This window comes from Streptomyces sp. NPDC006925 (assembly GCF_042869575.1).
GTDB lineage: Bacteria > Actinomycetota > Actinomycetes > Streptomycetales > Streptomycetaceae > Streptomyces.
Genome location: NZ_JBIAGB010000006.1, coordinates 230382 through 248484 on the forward strand (window position 1 = coordinate 230382; position 18103 = coordinate 248484).

Consider the following 18103-nt stretch of genomic DNA (forward strand, 5'->3'; position numbering starts at 1 on the left):
TGCGCACAGTGGGCGCAGCGCCCGGCCGGTGGCCGCGAGCACACCCCTGCCCGGCCGCTCATCCGTGGGTGCCCCTGCTCAGTCTGTGGCGTACGGGTAAAATCCTGCCCACCCTCGCCGAATCGGCACAGCTCACGTCGCCGCAGTGGCCGTCCAGAGTCGCCGTACAGAAAGGTGTGTTCCGATGACCGAACACCACCACCTGCCCTCCCCGCTCGAAGTCAGCCCGGAGGCACCTGACCGCAACCTGGCCCTGGAGTTGGTGCGGGTCACCGAGGCCGGGGCGATGGCGTCGGGGCGCTGGGTCGGCAAGGGCGACAAGAACGGCGCGGACGGCGCGGCCGTCAAGGCGATGCGCACGCTCGTCTCCACGGTCTCCATGAACGGCGTGGTGGTGATCGGCGAGGGCGAGAAGGACGAGGCCCCGATGCTCTACAACGGGGAGCGCGTCGGCGACGGCACCGGCGCCGAGTGCGATGTGGCCGTCGACCCGGTCGACGGCACGACGCTCACCGCCAAGGGCATGGGTAACGCGGTCTCGGTGCTGGCCGTGGCCGAGCGGGGCTCGATGTTCGACCCGAGCGCGGTCTTCTACATGGACAAGCTGGTCACCGGGCCCGAAGCGGCGGAGTTCGTGGACATCACCGCGCCGCCCGCGGTGAACATCCGCCGGATCGCCAAGGCCAAGGGCTGCGGCGTGGAGGACGTGACCGTCGTCGTACTCGACCGGCCGCGGCACGAGGGCCTGGTCAAGGAGATCCGCGAGGCGGGCGCCCGGATCAAGTTCATCTCGGACGGCGATGTGGCGGGTGCCGTCATGACGGTGCGCGAGGAGACCGGCGTCGATCTGCTGCTCGGGGTCGGCGGCACCCCGGAGGGCATCATCGCGGCCTGCGCGATCAAGTGCCTCGGCGGGACGATACAGGGCAAACTGTGGCCCAAGGACGACGAGGAGCGGCAGCGCGCTCTCGACGCGGGCCACGATCTGGACCAGGTGCTGCTCACCGACGACCTGGTCAGCGGTGAGAACGTGTTCTTCGTCGCCACCGGCATCACCGACGGTGATCTCCTGCGGGGTGTGCACTACCGGGGCGAGCGCGCCTACACCCAGTCGCTGGTCATGCGGTCGAAGTCGGGCACCATCCGCCAGATCGACTCCGTGCACCGGCTCTCGAAGCTGCGCGCCTACAGCGCCGTCGATTTCGACCGCGCCCGCTGAGGGCTGCGCGCGGCCGGCCCGTCCACAGCGGCGCCCCTGACAGGTATCGGGCCGGGGCCGGGCCGGCATCGGACGCCGCCCTCGCGGGCCGCCTCGCGGACCTTGTGCGCCCCGCATGACGGCCACGCCCGCCCGGCCCTCGCCCCGGACCGCCGACGTGTCGCAGCGCAGGGGGCACGGGGCACAGGGAGAAGGGCTCGCGCCCGGCCGGGAAGCCGGGAGCGGGCGCACGGCAAGCCGCAGTCCCCGCACCTCGTGGACAACCGGACGGCGGCCGGCCCTCCCCCGACGCCGGACAGCGGTCGACACCCGGTACCGAGCAGCGGCCGGCCCCCGGCGCGGTGCCGGACAGTGGCAGCGCCTCCCGGGAGCAGCCTCCGGAAGGAGCCCCTCTCCGGCACCGGAGAAGGGCCGAGCGAGGCGTGGGCTTCAGGTCGGTGCAGCTAGGCGATGCGGGAGACCTCGGCGGGCTGCCCCGCGGTCGGGGACTTCGTGGCGCGGCGGCGGCGGGAGAGGACGACGCGGCGTTCCGCGGCGGTGAGGCCGCCCCAGACGCCGTAGGGCTCGGGCATCACCAGGGCGTGCTCGCGGCACTCGACCAGGACGGGGCAGCCCGAGCAGACGCGCTTGGCGGCCTGTTCACGGGAGAGTCGGGCGGCGGTGGGTTCTTTGGAGGGGGCGAAGAAGAGACCCGCCTCGTCCCGGCGGCAGACGGCGTCCGCGTGCCAGGGGCCCGCTTGGTCGTCTCGCTCAGGCGTTCGCTGTGCGGGGACGGTGGCGGCGGCCTGCAGGGACTGATGCGGCGTGTGCAGCACGGTCTGCTCCTGACGCGACGACGGAGGTTTGTTTCCCCTTCACCCGTCTTGCGGCGTACGGCAGTCCGCGGCTCCCCCGCGGGCCCCTCGGGGCCGGCTCGCAAACTCTCGCCGTACGCAAGACGATGCCCGAGCCCTACCCGCTGTACGCGCCGGTATGCATTGCGTGTCGTCTGATACGCGCCCCAGCGTGCGCTCCCCGGCGCACGCTGAACGCCCCATGCGCCCCGCTCGTTCAGAGCTCCTTGCGCAGCCGGTCGCGCAGGTTCTGGATGAGGCGGCCACGCTTCGGCTTGGCGTCCACACCGCCGAAAATCGCCACTCCCTCGACCAGCACGGTCGGCGCGTCCGGATCGGCGGAGTCGTTGACGCGGACGTCGAAACCGCCGAAGATCCCGGCGCCCTTCTGCTGCAGGGTGACGTTCTCCGGGACCCGGATCTCGATTCCCCCGAAGATCGCAGTGGCGTTGATCTGCACGTGCGGGTGCTCGAACAACGCCTCGGTGAGATCGATCTCGATTCCGCCGAAGCAGGCGAAGGCGTTGATCTTCCGCGGGACCCGCCAGCGCCCCTTGCGCCCGGCGCCGCTGAAGACGGCGACCAGGTTCTCCTTGGAGCAGTTGCCGGGCGCGGACGGGACGGAGGTGTGCGAGGCCGAGAAGTTCGCGAACGCGGTGCCGTAGGACCGCTGGCCGCCCCCGTGCGTCCCCGCGCCGCCGTGCTCCCCGCCGGAGGCGCCCGAGCGGCCCGCGGGCAGATCGCGCACGAGAGGCTCCAGTTCGCCCATTGTCTTGGCCCCGTAGACCGCCTCGATCCGCTCGCCGTGCTCCTCCGCGTCCAGCCGGCCCTCCGCGAGGGCCTCGCGGAGGATGTCCGCGACCCGGTCCCGGTCGGCGTCCGAGGCGCGCACCCCGCCGGGCTCCACAGCGGGAGCCGGCGCCGGCGCTGCCGCCGCGGGCTCCGGGGACCGCTCGCCGGACTGCTGCTTCTGGAGCGAGGTGCGGAAAGAGTCTTCAGTCACAGGGGCAGCGTACCCAGACGCGATAGATCGCGACTACCCCCGCAGCGACTCCTTGCACGCGGGTTCTACGCTGTGAGACGCGCTCCCATCGTCGAGAGCCGTAAGTGTGAGAGGAAGAGTCCCCGTATGTCTGCCAGCTCCCGACCGGCCAGCCCGGAGTTCTCCTACACGGATCTGCTCCCCGCCGGCGCGGACCCCACGCCGTACCGCCTGATCACCAGCGAGGGCGTGAGCACTTTCGAAGCGGACGGGCGGACCTTCCTCAAGGTGGAGCCGGAGGCGCTGCGCAAGCTGGCGGCCGAAGCCGTCCACGACATCCAGCACTACCTGCGCCCCGAGCACCTCGCGCAGCTCCGCCGCATCCTGGACGACCCCGAGGCCAGCGCCAACGACCGGTTCGTCGCGCTGGACCTGCTCAAGAACGCCAACATCGCGGCGGCCGGGGTGCTGCCCATGTGCCAGGACACCGGCACGGCGATCGTGATGGGCAAGCGCGGGCAGCAGGTGCTGACGGCGGGCGGCGACGAGGAGGCCCTCTCGCGCGGCATCCACGACGCCTACACCCGGCTCAACCTGCGCTACTCGCAGATGGCCCCGCTCACCATGTGGGAGGAGAAGAACACCGGCACCAACCTCCCGGCCCAGATCGAGCTGTATGCGACGGACGGCGACGCCTACAAGTTCCTGTTCATGGCCAAGGGCGGCGGCAGCGCCAACAAGTCCTTCCTCTACCAGGAGACGAAGGCCGTGCTCAACGAGGCGAGCATGATGAAGTTCCTGGAGGAGAAGATCCGTTCGCTGGGCACGGCCGCCTGCCCGCCGTACCACCTGGCGATCGTCGTCGGCGGCACCAGCGCCGAGTACGCGCTCAAGACCGCCAAGTACGCCTCCGCGCACTACCTGGACGAGCTTCCGGACGCCGGTTCGCCGGCCGGGCACGGCTTCCGGGACAAGGAGCTGGAGGAGAAGGTCTTCGAGCTCACGCAGCAGATCGGCATCGGCGCCCAGTTCGGCGGCAAGTACTTCTGCCACGACGTGCGCGTGGTGCGGCTGCCCCGGCACGGCGCCTCCTGCCCGGTCGCCATCGCGGTGTCCTGCTCGGCCGACCGCCAGGCCAAAGCGAAGATCACCGCCGAGGGCGTGTTCCTGGAGCAGCTGGAGACCGACCCGGCGCGCTTCCTGCCGGAGACGACGGACTCCGAGCTGACCGAGGGCGCGGGCGCCGACCTCGACGCCGTGCGGATCGACCTGGCGCGCCCCATGGACGAGATCCTGGCCGAGCTGACCAAGCATCCGGTCCGCACCCGGCTGTCGCTGACCGGCACGCTGGTCGTCGCCCGCGACATCGCGCACGCGAAGATCAAGGAACGGCTGGACGCGGGCGAGGAGATGCCGCAGTACCTCAAGGACCACCCCGTCTACTACGCGGGCCCGGCCAAGACCCCCGAGGGGTACGCCTCCGGTTCCTTCGGCCCCACCACGGCCGGGCGGATGGACGCCTACGTCGAGCAGTTCCAGGCCGCGGGCGGCTCGAGGGTGATGCTGGCCAAGGGCAACCGCAGCAAGCAGGTCACCGACGCGTGCGCGGCGCACGGCGGCTTCTACCTCGGCTCCATCGGCGGTCCGGCCGCCCGGCTCGCCCAGGACTGCATCAAGAAGGTCGAGGTCCTGGAGTACGAGGAGCTGGGCATGGAGGCGGTCTGGCGGATCGAGGTGGAGAACTTCCCGGCGTTCATCGTCGTCGACGACAAGGGGAACGACTTCTTCGCCGATCCCGCACCCGAGCAGCCGTTCGTCACCTCCATCCCGGTGCGCTCCGGCTCCTGAGCCCTCGGCGGGACGCGGCGCCACCCGGCCGGTCCCCGGGCCCGACGCCACCCGGCAGGGCCCGGGCCCTGCGCACCCGGCAGCTCAGGGCGTCACAGGTCCTGGACCGCCCGCCCCAGCAGGCAGAACTCGTTGCCCTCCGGGTCGGCGAGCACCGTCCAGGTGACGTCCGGTGACTGGCCGACGTCCACCCGGGTGGCGCCCAGCTCCAGGAGGCGCCGCAGCTCCTCCTCGGTGGTGCTGCCGTCGGCCCGCAGGTCCAGGTGGAGACGGTTCTTGAGCGTCTTGCGCTCGGGGACGGGGAAGACGTCGATGCCCGGCAGCGCCGGGTCCGAGGGGCCGATGGTGACCCCGCCCTCGGCCTCCTCCCTGATCCGCCAGTCCAGCACCCGGCACCAGAAGTCCGCCACGACCCGGGGTTCCAGAGCGTCGATGCACAGCACCGAGATACGACTCGTCATGCCCTGACCCTAGCCAGGAATGCGGCCGGGATGCGAGATGCTGAGGAGTGCTGAGGAGCAGGGAGGTGTGCGCACGATGACGGACAGCACAGACAGCACCGAGTACCGGGTCGAGCACGACTCGATGGGAGAGGTGCGGGTCCCCGCGGACGCCAGGTGGCGTGCGCAGACGCAGCGGGCCGTGGAGAACTTCCCCGTCAGCGGGCAGCGGCTGGAGCGGGCGCACATCCAGGCGCTGGCCCGCGTCAAGGCGGCGGCCGCCGTGGTCAACGCCCGGCTCGGGGTACTGGACGAGGAGCGGGCCGAGGCGGTGCGGGCCGCGGCCGAGGAGGTCGCCGGGGGCCGCTGGGACGACCATTTCCCGGTCGACGTCTTCCAGACCGGTTCGGGCACCTCCTCGAACATGAACATGAACGAGGTGCTGGCGACCCTGGCGACCGAGCGGCTGGCCGCCGCGGGCTCCCCGGCCGCCTCCGTGCATCCGAACGACCATGTCAACGCCAGCCAGTCGTCGAACGACGTGTTCCCCTCGTCCATCCACATCGCCGCCACCGCGGCGGTGACCGCCGATCTGGTCCCGGCGCTGGAGCACCTGGCCGCCTCGCTGGAGGGGAAGGCCGGGGAGTTCGCGGACGTGGTCAAGTCGGGGCGCACCCACCTGATGGACGCCACCCCGGTGACGCTGGGCCAGGAGTTCGGCGGCTATGCGGCGCAGCTGCGCTACGGCGTCGAGCGGCTGCGGGCCGCGCTCCCCCGGCTGGCCGAACTCCCGCTCGGCGGTACGGCCGTGGGCACCGGGATCAACACCCCACCGGGCTTCGCGGCCGCCGTCATCGCCGAAGTGGCCGAGGCCACCGGGCTGCCGCTGACCGAGGCGCGGAACCACTTCGAGGCACAGGGCGCGCGGGACGCGCTGGTGGAAACCTCCGGACAGCTGCGGACCGTCGCCGTGGGGCTGACCAAGATCTGCAACGATCTGCGCTGGATGGCGTCGGGGCCGCGCACCGGCCTGGCCGAGATCGCGCTGCCCGACCTGCAGCCCGGCTCGTCGATCATGCCGGGCAAGGTCAACCCGGTCGTGCCGGAGGCGGTGCTGATGGTGGCGGCGCAGGTCACGGGGAACGACGCGACGGTGGCGGCAGCCGGGGCCGCGGGCAATTTCGAGCTGAACGTGATGCTGCCCGTGATGGCCAAGAACCTGCTGGAGTCGATCCGGCTGCTGGCCAACGCCGCACGGCTGCTGGCCGACCGCACGGTGGACGGCATCACCGCGAACACCCGCCGTGCGCGGGAGTTCGCCGAGTCGTCGCCCTCGGTCGTCACCCCGCTGAACAGGTACATCGGCTACGAGAACGCGGCGGCCGTGGCCAAGCGGGCCATGGCCGAGGAGTGCACCATCCGCGAGGCGGTGCTGGCCGCGGGCCATGTGGAGCGCGGGGAGCTGACGCTGGAGCAACTGGACGCCGCGCTGGATGTACTGGGCATGACGCACCCCTGAGGCGGCCCGGCGGGACGCCTCCTGGACGGGAATGGCGCCCCCTGAGTCCGGTGCCCCGCCACCGGGCACGCCGGGCTCGGAAGGGGCGCCCCGGGCTCGGGGAGCGGCGGTTCCGGCTCGGGGAGCGGCGGTTCCGGCTCGGCAGGCGTCCCCCGGACCGGGGCGGAACGGGCACCCGGCGCGCTGCGGCACAGCTCACGGCGGTCCGACCGACCGCACATCTAAGATCCCGTCATGACAGCGGAACAGACGGCGCACCGGCAGCGGTGGCCCACAGGGACCCGGATCCTGTGGCGGTACCGCGCCAACGGCGCCACGCACCCCCACATCTGCCGTCCTGTGACCGTCGTCCGGGACACGGCGGAGCTGCTGGCGGTCTGGCTGGCACCCGGCACGCAGTGCGTACGGCCCGAGATGGCCGACGGCACGCCCGTGCACCACGAGCCGCTGGCCACCCGCTACACCAAGCCGCGCAGGGCCGCCTTCACCCCCTGGTTCGGGACGGGTGTGCTGAAACTGGCGCGCCCTGGTGAGCCGTGGTCGGTGTGGCTCTTCTGGGCGGACGGCTGGCGGTTCAAGAACTTCTACGTCAACCTCGAGGAGCCGCTGCTGCGCTGGCCGGGCGGGGTGGACTCCGAGGACCACTTCCTGGACCTGGAGGTGAGCCCGGACGGCCGCTGGGAGTGGCGGGACGAGGACGAGTTCGCCGAGGCGCAGCGCGTCGGGCTGCTGGACGCGGCGCAGGCGGAGCGGATCCGCGCGGCGGGGCGGCGCGCGGTCGAGGCGGTGCGGTCCTGGGGCTCGCCGTTCGCGGACGGCTGGGAGCACTGGCGGCCCGATCCGGCCTGGCCGGTGCCGCCGCTGCCGGAGGACTGGGACCGGCCGCCGCGGGACGCGTCCGGGTACCGGGCTCCCGATGCCCCTTGATGCGCCCCCATACTGCAAACGTAGGATCAACGTCCGTAAACAGTACCGCTGCACAACAACTCCCCTCACCCCCCGGGGACTTGACCGGCAGCCAGGAAGGAGCCCAGCCGTGAGCAGCTCTGCGGGTTTCGGGGCCGGCGGGACATCCGGGGCAGAACTCGGGGTATATGACGGATTCGCCCGGATGAGCATCGACAGATCCGGGCAGCCCGAGGCGTTCGACGCCATAGGGGACCGCTACGACGAGGCCTTTCCGCACAAGGACGGCCAGCTCGACAGCGGTGCCTGGCTGGCGGACCAGTTGCCGCCCGGGTCCCGGGTGTTGGACGTGGGCTGCGGCACCGGTCTGCCGACGGCACGCCAGCTCACCGACGCGGGCCACTCGGTCGTCGGCATCGACCTGTCATCCTCGATGCTGAAGCTGTGCCGCGACAACGTGCCCGAGAGCGACTGCCACAAGCTGGACGTGGCGGCGCTGGAGTCCTCGGGCCTGGGCCCCTTCGACGGCGTCGCCGCCTTCTTCTCGCTGCTGATGCTGCCCCGCGAGGAGATCCCGTTCGCACTGCGCGCCCTGCATCGGCAACTGCGCGGCGAGGGCCCGCTGGTGCTGGGGATGGTGGAGGCGGACGTGAACGATTTCGCCATCCCGTTCCTGGGCAACTCGATCCGGGTATCCGGCTATCTGCGGGACGAACTGCGCGGGGTGGTCCAGGACGCGGGATTCGATGTCGTGGGAGAGGACGCACGCGCGTACGCTCCTGCGAGCACGGACGTACCTCCCGAGATTCAGCTTTTCTTGCAGTGCCGACGACGCCCATAGACCGCGAGCACCCAGCGCAGGGCGTGCGCCGACGCGCAGCCCCGGATGGATGGAAACCGAACGCGTGACGGAGCACGAGAAACCTGCGGTGAACAGCACCACCGATCCGACGCACCCCGCACCCTCGGGGGGCGCCCCCACCGGCGCCGGGGACCAGTCGGCGCGGCGGGAGCGCGAGGGCGTCCCGCCGGGACCGCGACCACACCCGCCGCAGCCCGGCGACGCCGCCGAACGGGCCGTCACCGAGCCCGCGGCGGAGGACGACGCGCTCAGCGAACGGTCCGAGCGGGAGCGCCGCGGCGGTGACCGGCTGCGGTTCGTCGGCGCGGCGACGCGGCGTATCGCGCGCGGGGTGGACCTGGACGAGACGGTGCTGGGCCTGTGCCGCGCCAGCGTGCCGGCGTACTCGGACGCGATCCTCGTCTATCTGCGCGATCCGCTGCCGGTCGGCGACGAGCGGCCCACCGGCCCTTTCGTGCTGCGGCTGCGGCGCAGCGACCGGATTCCCGAGGACCCGCTGTCGGCGCAGGCGCTGCAGGCCGCACAGGCGCCGGCGGGCCTGACCGCGCCCGAGGCCGCCGGGCATCCGGCCGACGCCGGATACCAGGGCCGGTCCGCGGCGGAGGCCTCCGGCCTGTCCCTGGGCATGGCGGCGGGCATGGCGGCGGGCGCGGCGGGCACGGTAGCTGCGCAGCTCGCCGAGGTGCGTACGGGCGGCCCGCTGGCCGAGGTGCTGCGCGGGGTGCGGCCGGTCTTCGCGGACTCCCCCGCGGCCAGCGCCGCGCTGCCCGAACTCCTCGGCCCGGAGCGCGAGGTGCCCGGCGGCCACCGGGCGATCCTGGCGCCGCTGCGGGGCCGCCGCCGGGTGATCGGCGCCGCGGTCTTCCTGCGCCGCCCGGACCGTCCCGCCTTCGAACCGGACGATCTGCTGATCGCCGCGCAGCTGGCCACCCATACGGCGCTCGGCGTGGACAAGGCGGTGCTCTACGGGCGGGAGGCGTACATCGCCGACGAGCTCCAGCGCACCATGCTGCCGGACGAGCTCCCGCAGCCGACCGGGGTGACCCTGGCCAGCCGCTATCTGCCCGCCGCGGAGACGGCGCGGGTCGGCGGCGACTGGTACGACGCCATTCCGCTGCCCGGCTCGCGGGTGGCGCTGGTGGTCGGCGACGTGATGGGCCACTCGATGACATCCGCGGCGATCATGGGCCAGTTGCGGACGACGGCGCAGACTCTGGCCGGGCTCGACCTGCCGCCCCAGGAGGTGCTGCACCACCTGGACGAGCAGGCCCAGCGGCTCGGCAGCGACCGCATGGCGACCTGCCTGTACGCCGTCTACGACCCGGTCGCGCACCGCATCGTGGTCGCCAACGCGGGCCACCCGCCGCCGGTGCTGCTGCACCGCAGCGGACGGGCCGAGGTGCTGCGGATACCGGCCGGGGCGCCGATCGGCGTGGGTGGCGTCGACTTCGAGGCCGTGGAGCTGGACGCACCGGCGGGCGCCACGCTGCTGTTCTACACCGACGGGCTCGTCGAGTCGCGGCAGCGCGACGTGTGGACCGGCATCGAGCACCTGCGCGAGAAGCTGGCCGCGACCGCCCGGCTGACCCGGCCCGGCGCCTCGGCCCCGCTGGAGCCGCTGTGCGACGAGGTGCTGGACATCGTCGGCCCGGGCGACCGGGACGACGACATCGCCCTGCTGGCCGCCCGGTTCGACGGCATCGCGCCGAGCGACGTGGCGTACTGGTTCCTCGACCCGCGGGCCCAGACCGCGCGGCAGGCCCGTCGGCTGGCCCGTCGGGCGCTGACCCGCTGGGGCCTGGAGGAGCTGTCCGACTCCGTCGAGCTGCTCGTGAGCGAGATCGTCACGAACGCGGTGCGGTACGCCGAACGCCCCATCACGCTACGGCTGCTGCGCACCGACGTGCTGCGCTGCGAGGTGGGCGACGACGTACCGCAGTTGCCCCGGCTGCGGCAGGCCCGCGCCACCGACGAGGGCGGACGCGGGCTGTACCTGGTCAACCGGCTGGCCCGGCGGTGGGGCGCCACCCGGCTGTCCACCGGCAAGGTGGTCTGGTTCGAGCTCCCGGTCCCGGACGCCGCACCGGAGCACGCCCCGGAGCTGTGAGGCGGCGGCCGCCTCCCGGAGCGTCGGGCCCTGTCGGCACGGGTCGGCACGGGTCGGCACGGGTCGGGCCGACATGGTTCGGGCCGGTTCCGGCCGTTCGGGGCGGCCGGTGCGCGTCCGGCCGGTTCGGGCCGACGAGTACGCTCCGGGCCGACTCGGCCCGGTCGGTGACACGGCGCGGCCCCGGGTGCGCCGCCGCGGGGGCGGGCGCATCCGGGGCCGGACGCGGGTGTCACCGGGAGAGGGCGGGGCTCAGCCCGCGAGCTGCTCCTCGGCGTCCAGGGTGGCGCCGACCGCCTGGAGGACGGCTGCGATCTTGAAGGCTTCCTGGATCGTCTCGCGGTCCACTCCGGCCTTGCGCAGCACCTGCTCGTGCGAGTCGAGGCACTGGCCGCAGCCGTTGATCGCGGAGACGGCGAGCGACCACAGCTCGAAGTCCGCCTTCTCGACACCGGGGTTGCCGATGACGTTCATCCGCAGCCCGGCACGGAGCGTGCCGTACTCCGGGTCCGACAGCAGGTGCCGGGTGCGGTAGAAGACGTTGTTCATCGCCATGACGGCGGCGGCCGACTTGGCGGCGGTGTACGCCTCTTCGCTCAGGTTCTCCCTGGCCTCCGGCTCCAGCGCGCGCAGCACGATGCCGGAGCGGACCGCGATGGCGCAGGACAGCACGGTGCCCCAGAGCTGCTGCTTGGGCAGCTCCGAGTTGCCTATGACGGAGCCCAGGTTGAGCTTGAGGTCCTTCGCGTAACCGGGAAGGGCCGACTTCAGGTCGTCGAGAGCCATGGCTTCTCACTCACCAGCCAGCAGCGCGACCGGGTCGAGGGTGTCCTCGCCCTGGGTCCAGTTGCAGGGGCACAGCTCGTCGGTCTGCAGCGCGTCGAGGACCCGCAGGACCTCCTTGGGGTTACGGCCGACGGAGCCCGCGGTCACCATCGTGAACTGGATCTCGTTGTTCTGGTCCACGATGAAGACGGCGCGCTGCGCGAAGCCGTCCTCGCCCTCGATGCCGAGCGCGCGCATCAGCTCGTGCTTGGAGTCGGCCATCATCGGGAACGGCAGGTCGGTCAGGTCCGGGTGGTCCTTGCGCCAGGCGTGGTGGACGAACTCCGAGTCACCGGAGAAGCCGAGGATCTGCGCGTCGCGGTCGGCGAACTCCTCGTTCAGCTTGCCGAAGGCGGCGATCTCCGTCGGGCAGACGAAGGTGAAGTCCTTCGGCCAAGCGAAGACGACCTTCCACTTGCCCTCGTAGGTCTTGTGGTTGATGTCCTCGAACTCCTTGCCCTTCTCCAGGGAGACGCAGGCAGTCAGCTCGAACTCAGGAAACTTGTCACCGACGGTGAGCACGTACACACTCCTTGTACTTGCGACCAGGATGCCCGGATTGCGAGCATTCCTGGAGGTTGGTCGGGACCACCTAACCACACCCGTCATTGATCGCGGAAATCGGCACGTGCGCGCCCGTTGATCGCCTCTGCCTATCAGAATCCGGCTGCCCCGAGAGCCGGCCGAGAGCCGGCCGCCCGCAGGTCGCACCGGCAGACCGAGCGAGTGCCATGGGGGGACCGACGGCAGTTGACTTGAACCTGAGTTGAAGTTCTATGTTCGGCGCATGGACATGTCGAGCCCCACTCCCCCGGCCGACGAGACTGACGAGCAGCGGATCCGCGAGTTGGTCGCGCAGTCTCAGACGGCGCAGGCCGACCCCGATCTGTTGCCCGCCCTGCACACCGCGGACGCGGTGATCGTCAACATCGCCGGTCGGCGCCTCTTCGGGCGCGATGCCTTCGCTTCGGCCATGGCCGAAGCGCTCTCGTCCCCCCTCAAAGACGTCCGGACCTCGCTCCGGGTCCGCGACATCCGGTTCACCACACCGGGTGTCGCCGTCGTCAGCCTCACCAAGACCGTCCACGACGAACGGCCCGAGGCCGAGGCCCCCTCGGAGCTGCCCCCGGTCGGCGCCATGACTTATGTCATGACCCGTCAGGACGGCGACTGGCGCATCGCCCTGGCCCAGACGACACCGGTCCGCTGAGCGGCTCCTGCGCCGCGGCTCGCCAGGGTACGGCTGCCGCACGTTCTCGGGGCTTCACCGCATGGCTGCGCGCCCCCGCCCGTCGGGTGTCCGGAGGTGTCCGGCCGGACGGGGGCGCGCACCACGCGTGCGGCGTCAGCGCTCGGCGTGCTTGAGTTCGCTGACGAACGCGGACCAGGCGGCGGTCGGGAAGCTCAACGACGCCCGGCTGGTGTCCTTGCTGTCCCGGACGGGGACGTTTCCGGAGGCGGCGAGCTGCGGCGCCCACTCGACGCACTGCCCGCCGTTCCCGCTGCTGTAGGTGCTCTTGACCCACTGAATGTCAGCCATTTCGATGGTCCTCGCTGATCTCTTGGATGAATGAGACCGACTCGTCCGGCCCCAACGCACGTGCCCGGATGAGGTCGAACAGATCCATGCACTCCGTTACGAAGTCCTGAGCATCGTACGACCGGCCGCCGACCGGGAACTCTGAGTAGGCGCACCAACCGCCGCTGCGGAGCAGTGTGAACGGCGTGGTGCACGGATACGCGCCTGCCCTGTACGGAAGCGCTTGGAGTGTGACGCGAGGGTGCTCCGCCAACCGTGCCAGGTACCCGAGCTGCTCCTGCATGAGAGCCGGACCTCCCACCGGCGTCCGGAGACAGCTCTCGGTGAGTACCACCCACAGCAGCGGAGGCGTCGGCCGGTCGAGGAGCGCCTTGCGGTCCAGCCTGGCCGCCAGGGACGGAGTGGTGTCCTCGCCCTTCGCCGCCAGTGGTCCGGCGCGGAAGACGGCTCGGGCGTACGCCTCGGTCTGGAGGATGCCCATCGGGAAGACGGGGCTGTAGTCCAGGATCCTGTCGGCCTTCGCCTCCAGTTCCACGTACGGCGCGAACCACTCGGGCACGCGCTCGCCGTACAGGATGCGGCGAAGCTGCTCGGAGAACAGATCACCGGTACCGAACGCGAGATCGCATCCGGCGGCGAATTTCTCCGAAGGTGACTTCTTACCGGCCTCCACTCTGCTCACATAGCCCTCGCTGTAGCCGGTGGCGTTGCCCAGTTGTTTCTGCGTCAGTCTGCGCGCGAGCCGGACTCTTTTCACGTCTGCGCCGAATCCCTGAGTGGCGATGGCGGCAGGCAAGTCCTCCGCGCGCCGATTCTGCTGCCCCACGTCTGATCAGCCCCTTTGTGCGGCGTAACGCCCGTGATACCCACACCCCCGTCTTGCCCTACGCGCGGCAAGTCGTGCCAGATTAACGCGAGTTGTGTTGTCCTCACCACAGAGTCCGAAGAAAGGGCGCAGGTGATGGAGCTACAAGTCGGGATCACCGTCCGGGTCCTCGGTGTGGAGGACGACCGGTTGATGAAACTCATGGCCGTGGAAGACGTGCCGAACTCCGCGGACGGCCCGTATCGGCGGAGATTCGAGCGAACGGCGTTCGTACGCCCGTTGACCGGCGGTGCCGAGCGCGGCTTCCCGGTGGAGGCCGTGGAGGCGGTCTGCGCTCATCCCCGGCTGGACCGGCGCGGGGACGGGACCTACTGCTCGGGCTGCGAGGCGCTCATCTACGCCTCCGGCGCTTCGTAGTGGTGTTCGACGTGGGCGACGTATCAGGGGAGGCGTTTTCTCCTCCTCCGATCGTCCACGGATGCATGTGGTGCGAGAACGCCTCGTCCACCTACGCGGGGTATGCGCGCATGCCGAACTGCTCCCGACGAGACCAACTGTTGTTCTGGGCGATGCGGCAGTGGCGCTCCCATTTCGAGTACGCACACCCGGATGTGGCCGAATGAAAGAAGGTGACTGGAATTGAAGCGCATTCTTCGGATTCTGATGGCGTATGCCGGACCGATCATGATCGTGACCGTGAGTGGGGCGTGCGGCTTCGTTCTGGGGCTGTGTCCGGGACGGATGTGAGCCCCTTGCGACACCACCCGGCGGTAAGCGGACTCCGGGCCGGATTCCGGGCCGGAGGACCGGGGTGCGGAATTGATTGCGGGAGTGGATACAGTTGGCCCGGTTGATTGGAGTGAGTTATCAGTGACCGGCCCCACCGTCCCCGCGCAGCAACCCCGTACCCCGGCTCGGACCACGGCCCCGAAGCCGAGCCGGAGCCCGGCGGCGGCCACGCGCGCGGCGCGCGCCCGCCAGCCCAGCCTGGCGCAGCTTCGTGCCTTCGCCGCCGTCGCGGAGCATCTGCACTTCCGGGAGGCGGCCGCCGCGCTCGGGATGAGTCAGCCGGCGCTGTCCGGGGCGGTCGCGGCGCTGGAGGAGACGCTCGGGGTGCAGCTGCTGGAGCGGACCACCCGGAAGGTGCTGCTCTCGCCCGCGGGTGAGCGGATGGCCGCCCGTACCCGGTCGGTGCTGCACGCCGTGGGTGAGCTGATGGAGGAGGCCGAGGCCGCGCAGGCGCCCTTCACCGGGGTGCTGCGGCTGGGGGTGATCCCGACGGTGGCTCCCTACCTGCTGCCCACGGTGCTGGGGCTGGTGCACCAGCGCTATCCGGATCTGGATCTCCAGGTCCACGAGGAGCAGACCGCCTCACTGCTGGAGGGGCTCGGGCAGGGGCGGCTGGACCTGCTGCTGTGCGCGGTGCCCCTCGGGGCGCCGTGGGTGCGCGAGATACCGCTGTTCGACGAGGACTTCGTACTGGTCACCCCGGACGGGCACCCGGTGGCAGGGCGGAGCGATCTGCCGCGCTCGATGCTGCGCGAGCTGGATCTGCTGCTGCTCGACGAGGGCCACTGCCTGCGGGACCAGGCCCTCGACATCTGCCGTGAGGCGGGCCGCACGGAGGGGGCGAGTGTGACCACCAGCGCGGCGGGGCTCTCCACGCTGGTGCAGCTGGTGGCGGGCGGCATGGGCGTGACGCTGCTGCCGCACACCGCGGTGCGGGTGGAGGCCGGACGGAACCCGTCCCTGGCCACGGCGCACTTCGCCGACCCCGCGCCGGCCCGGCGGATCGCGCTGGCGATGCGGGAGGGCGCCGCCCGCGAGGAGGAGTTCCGCGCGTTCGGTGACGCCCTGCGCGCGGCTCTGCGGTCGCTGCCGGTACGGCTCGCACTGCCGTAGCGCCGCGGGCGCGGCGCCGGCCGGGCCCCTCCCACCCGGCCACTGTCGACGCACCGCGGTCAGGACGGCCGGCGCAGTCCGGCGACGAGGATCTCGACCAGTCGGCGGGCGTCGTAGCGGGGGTCGCTCTCGGCGCCGATGCAGAGGTTCCCGATGCCGCGCATCAGGTGGTACGCGTCGAGGTCGGAGCGGATCTCGCCGGACGCGGCTGCGGCGTCGAGGAGTTCGGTGCACACCGGCAGGAGGCGTTCGAGGAAGTAGGCGTGCAGCGTCTCGAACCCGGCGCTGTCCCCCTGCATCGCGGCGGCGAGGCCGTGCTTGGTGACCAGGAAGTCGACGAAGAGGCCGACCCACCGTTCCAGCGCCGCACGGGGTGTCGGGCTGTCGGCCAGCAGGGCCGGTCCGGCCTCGGCGCAGGCGTCGACCTGATGCCGGTAGACGGCGATGACCAGGTCCGCGCGGGTGGGGAAGTGGCGGTAGACGGTGCCCACCCCGACTCCGGCCTGGGCCGCGATGTCGCGGACCGGGGCGTCCACGCCCGAGGCGACGAAGACCGCCGCGGCCGCGTCCAGCAGGGCCCGCTGGTTGCGCCGGACGTCCTTGCGCTTCGGGCCTGCCCCGTCGGTCGGTCCCTGACTGGCGTCGCTCACCGTGCGCTCCTTCCCTGACAGCTCTTGCAAAACGGAACGGCGTTCCGTATCGTTTTTAGCGGAACAAGGTTCCGTTTCATTCATCATCGCAGAACCCGGCAGCCGCCGGCCGGGCCGCCTTCGCGCTCACGCCACCTCCCGGAAGCACCGGGAGCAGGAGTGCGCGACCGCCGGCGCCCGGACCGGCAACGGCCGCGGCCGCGAACCGCCCTCGCTCCCCCACCGGCCCGGACCGCGACGCCACCGTCGCCGGTCCCGCCGGTCCCGAGCGATGCCCCCTGAACGGAAGGCACCTCCATGCCCGACCCGATCACCCCGACCGACCCCAGGAACGCGAACGACCCGACGAACAGGACCGCGCCGACGACGGTGGTCTCCGCCAAGCCGGTGGTCCTGGCAGCGCCCGGCGAGCGGGGCGAGGACCTCCAGGTCCGCGTGTCCGCCCCCGCGACCGGCACCGACCTGCCCGTCGTCGTCTTCTCGCACGGCTTCGGCTGGTCGATGAACGGCTACGCGCCGCTGGCGGACCACTGGGCCGCCCAGGGCTTCGTGGTCCTCCAGCCCACCCACCTGGACTCCCGGACGCTCGGCATCCCCGCCGAGGATCCCCGTACACCGCGGATCTGGCGGCTGCGCATCGAGGACATCACGCGGGTGCTGGACGCGCTCGACACCGTGGCAGCCGCCGTGCCGGGCCTCGCCGGGCGCCTGGACCGCGAACGGATCGCCGTGGCGGGCCACTCCTGGGGAGCCCAGACGGTCAGCACGCTGCTGGGCGCGCGCGTCCTCGACACCGACGGCGTGCCCGGCGAGGACCTGTCCGACCCCCGCGTCACGGCGGGAGTGCTGCTCGCCCTGACCGGCCTGGGCGACGACCTGACCCCCTTCGCCGTCGAGCACCTGCCCTTCATGCGGCCGTCCTTCGACAGCATGACCGCACCGGCCCTGATCGTCGCCGGGGACCGGGACCAGTCCCACCTGTCCACGCGCGGGCCGGACTGGTTCACCGACCCCTACACCCACAGCCCGGGCCCCAAGCACCTGCTCACGCTGTTCGGCGCGGAGCACTCGCTCGGCGGGATCCCCGGATACGAGGTCGCCGAGACGACCGACGAGAGCCCCGCACGCGTCGCCCTGATCCAGCAGCTCAGCACGGCCTTCCTGCGCGACGCCCTCTCCCCCGGCGGCGCCGGCGCCGCGGAGTGGAAGACGGCCGTCGCCGCGCTGGAAGGAGCCGCCGAGCCGCTCGGGACGCTGCAGAGCAAGTAGCCCCCTCGAAACCGTCCGCATCGCTCCGGAGGGCTTCTCGCGGCGGGCTTCCGGCGCAGCCGGGGCGGGCCTCGCCGCAGCCGGGCCGCACCGCGGCTCAGTCCGGGTTCGGCGGGCGGCCTCGGCGCGGGTGGGGGCGGGCCTCCTTGGGCAGGCGGCCCGCCTCCTTGAGGGCCCGGCGCAGCAGGTAGTCGATCTGCGCGTTGGTGGAGCGCAGTTCGTCGGCCGCCCAGCGGGCGAGCGCGTCGTGCATCGCGGGGTCCAGCCGCAGCAGCACCTGCTTGCGCCGCTGCGGCCCGGACCTGCCCTTCGTCCCCTCCGGCGGGGGCGGCTGCTCGGGCTCGGCCGCCCGCTCGGGCTCCGGACCGGTGCCCG

General features: G+C 71.9%; 20 protein-coding genes. 11 read left to right on the forward strand and 9 right to left on the reverse strand.

What is annotated here, in order from left to right:
• The first annotated feature begins 184 nt into the window (after window positions 1-184).
• Window positions 185-1219, forward strand: a complete 1035-nt coding sequence (gene glpX, locus ACFYNS_RS11705) for a class II fructose-bisphosphatase (protein WP_019355303.1) — start codon at window positions 185-187, stop codon at window positions 1217-1219.
• A 443-nt stretch (window positions 1220-1662) separates the two neighbouring features.
• Here the strand turns inward: glpX and ACFYNS_RS11710 are convergent, their stop codons facing one another.
• On the reverse strand, window positions 1663-2034 hold the full coding sequence (locus ACFYNS_RS11710) for a WhiB family transcriptional regulator (RefSeq protein WP_388602295.1): 372 nt from the start codon (window positions 2032-2034) through the stop codon (window positions 1663-1665).
• Between the two features lie 235 nt (window positions 2035-2269).
• Complete coding sequence (locus tag ACFYNS_RS11715; RefSeq protein WP_388602297.1) at window positions 2270-3055, reverse strand: DUF1707 domain-containing protein; 786 nt, start codon at window positions 3053-3055, stop codon at window positions 2270-2272.
• A 126-nt stretch (window positions 3056-3181) separates the two neighbouring features.
• Here ACFYNS_RS11715 and ACFYNS_RS11720 point away from each other — a divergent pair, with 126 nt between their 5' ends.
• Window positions 3182-4882 carry a fumarate hydratase gene (locus ACFYNS_RS11720; RefSeq protein ID WP_388602300.1) on the forward strand — a complete coding sequence of 567 codons (1701 nt, stop codon included), beginning with the start codon at window positions 3182-3184 and terminating at the stop codon, window positions 4880-4882.
• A 92-nt stretch (window positions 4883-4974) separates the two neighbouring features.
• Here the strand turns inward: ACFYNS_RS11720 and ACFYNS_RS11725 are convergent, their stop codons facing one another.
• Window positions 4975-5343, reverse strand: coding sequence for a VOC family protein (locus ACFYNS_RS11725; protein ID WP_360289677.1), 369 nt, complete (start codon window positions 5341-5343; stop codon window positions 4975-4977).
• Between the two features lie 76 nt (window positions 5344-5419).
• Here ACFYNS_RS11725 and ACFYNS_RS11730 point away from each other — a divergent pair, with 76 nt between their 5' ends.
• The 4 genes from ACFYNS_RS11730 to ACFYNS_RS11745 all read left to right on the forward strand — a co-directional run bounded on the left by ACFYNS_RS11730 (window position 5420) and on the right by ACFYNS_RS11745 (window position 10716).
• Window positions 5420-6841, forward strand: coding sequence for a class II fumarate hydratase (locus ACFYNS_RS11730; protein ID WP_360289679.1), 1422 nt, complete (start codon window positions 5420-5422; stop codon window positions 6839-6841).
• 234 nt (window positions 6842-7075) lie between these two features.
• The gene (locus tag ACFYNS_RS11735; protein WP_360289681.1) at window positions 7076-7768 is read left to right on the forward strand and encodes a DUF402 domain-containing protein; all 693 of its coding nucleotides are present in this window, start codon (window positions 7076-7078) and stop codon (window positions 7766-7768) included.
• A gap of 184 nt (window positions 7769-7952) precedes the next feature.
• Entirely contained in the window at window positions 7953-8588 is a 636-nt protein-coding gene (locus ACFYNS_RS11740) for a methyltransferase domain-containing protein (RefSeq protein WP_360289683.1), read from the forward strand.
• Window positions 8589-8637: 49 nt separating this feature from the next.
• A complete protein-coding gene (locus tag ACFYNS_RS11745) occupies window positions 8638-10716 on the forward strand; it encodes a SpoIIE family protein phosphatase (RefSeq protein ID WP_388602304.1) in 2079 nt (692 codons plus the stop codon).
• 252 nt (window positions 10717-10968) lie between these two features.
• On the opposite strand, the gene ACFYNS_RS11750 is transcribed toward ACFYNS_RS11745, so the two are convergent.
• A complete protein-coding gene (locus ACFYNS_RS11750) occupies window positions 10969-11502 on the reverse strand; it encodes an alkyl hydroperoxide reductase (RefSeq protein WP_360289686.1) in 534 nt (177 codons plus the stop codon).
• A 6-nt stretch (window positions 11503-11508) separates the two neighbouring features.
• Complete coding sequence (locus ACFYNS_RS11755; protein WP_069992919.1) at window positions 11509-12063, reverse strand: peroxiredoxin; 555 nt, start codon at window positions 12061-12063, stop codon at window positions 11509-11511.
• Window positions 12064-12328: 265 nt separating this feature from the next.
• On the opposite strand from ACFYNS_RS11755, the gene ACFYNS_RS11760 reads away from it, so the two are divergent.
• The gene (locus ACFYNS_RS11760) at window positions 12329-12751 is read left to right on the forward strand and encodes an SgcJ/EcaC family oxidoreductase (protein ID WP_388602306.1); all 423 of its coding nucleotides are present in this window, start codon (window positions 12329-12331) and stop codon (window positions 12749-12751) included.
• A 135-nt stretch (window positions 12752-12886) separates the two neighbouring features.
• On the opposite strand, the gene ACFYNS_RS11765 is transcribed toward ACFYNS_RS11760, so the two are convergent.
• Both ACFYNS_RS11765 and ACFYNS_RS11770 read right to left on the reverse strand, forming a co-directional pair.
• Window positions 12887-13081: a DUF397 domain-containing protein gene (locus tag ACFYNS_RS11765; RefSeq protein ID WP_360289691.1), complete on the reverse strand. Its 195-nt coding sequence runs from the start codon at window positions 13079-13081 to the stop codon at window positions 12887-12889.
• Window positions 13074-13907, reverse strand: a complete 834-nt coding sequence (locus tag ACFYNS_RS11770; protein ID WP_388602308.1) for a helix-turn-helix domain-containing protein — start codon at window positions 13905-13907, stop codon at window positions 13074-13076. Before ACFYNS_RS11770 ends, ACFYNS_RS11765 begins: the two co-directional genes overlap by 8 nt.
• A gap of 135 nt (window positions 13908-14042) precedes the next feature.
• Between ACFYNS_RS11770 and ACFYNS_RS11775 the strand changes: the two genes are divergently transcribed.
• The 3 genes from ACFYNS_RS11775 (at window position 14043) to ACFYNS_RS11785 (ending at window position 15809) form a co-directional block, all read left to right on the forward strand.
• The gene (locus tag ACFYNS_RS11775; protein WP_360289695.1) at window positions 14043-14324 is read left to right on the forward strand and encodes a hypothetical protein; all 282 of its coding nucleotides are present in this window, start codon (window positions 14043-14045) and stop codon (window positions 14322-14324) included.
• 11 nt (window positions 14325-14335) lie between these two features.
• On the forward strand, window positions 14336-14530 hold the full coding sequence (locus ACFYNS_RS11780; protein WP_388602310.1) for a hypothetical protein: 195 nt from the start codon (window positions 14336-14338) through the stop codon (window positions 14528-14530).
• 247 nt (window positions 14531-14777) lie between these two features.
• Window positions 14778-15809, forward strand: coding sequence for a LysR substrate-binding domain-containing protein (locus ACFYNS_RS11785; protein WP_388602312.1), 1032 nt, complete (start codon window positions 14778-14780; stop codon window positions 15807-15809).
• Between the two features lie 59 nt (window positions 15810-15868).
• Here ACFYNS_RS11785 and ACFYNS_RS11790 read toward each other — a convergent pair whose 3' ends face one another.
• Window positions 15869-16459 (reverse strand): TetR/AcrR family transcriptional regulator, encoded by a 591-nt coding sequence (locus tag ACFYNS_RS11790; protein ID WP_360289697.1) that lies wholly within the window; start codon window positions 16457-16459, stop codon window positions 15869-15871.
• Window positions 16460-16756: 297 nt separating this feature from the next.
• Here ACFYNS_RS11790 and ACFYNS_RS11795 point away from each other — a divergent pair, with 297 nt between their 5' ends.
• On the forward strand, window positions 16757-17728 hold the full coding sequence (locus tag ACFYNS_RS11795; RefSeq protein ID WP_388602314.1) for an alpha/beta hydrolase family protein: 972 nt from the start codon (window positions 16757-16759) through the stop codon (window positions 17726-17728).
• Between the two features lie 97 nt (window positions 17729-17825).
• Here ACFYNS_RS11795 and ACFYNS_RS11800 read toward each other — a convergent pair whose 3' ends face one another.
• On the reverse strand, window positions 17826-18005 hold the full coding sequence (locus tag ACFYNS_RS11800; RefSeq protein ID WP_360289711.1) for a hypothetical protein: 180 nt from the start codon (window positions 18003-18005) through the stop codon (window positions 17826-17828).
• Window positions 18006-18103 lie beyond the last annotated feature (98 nt).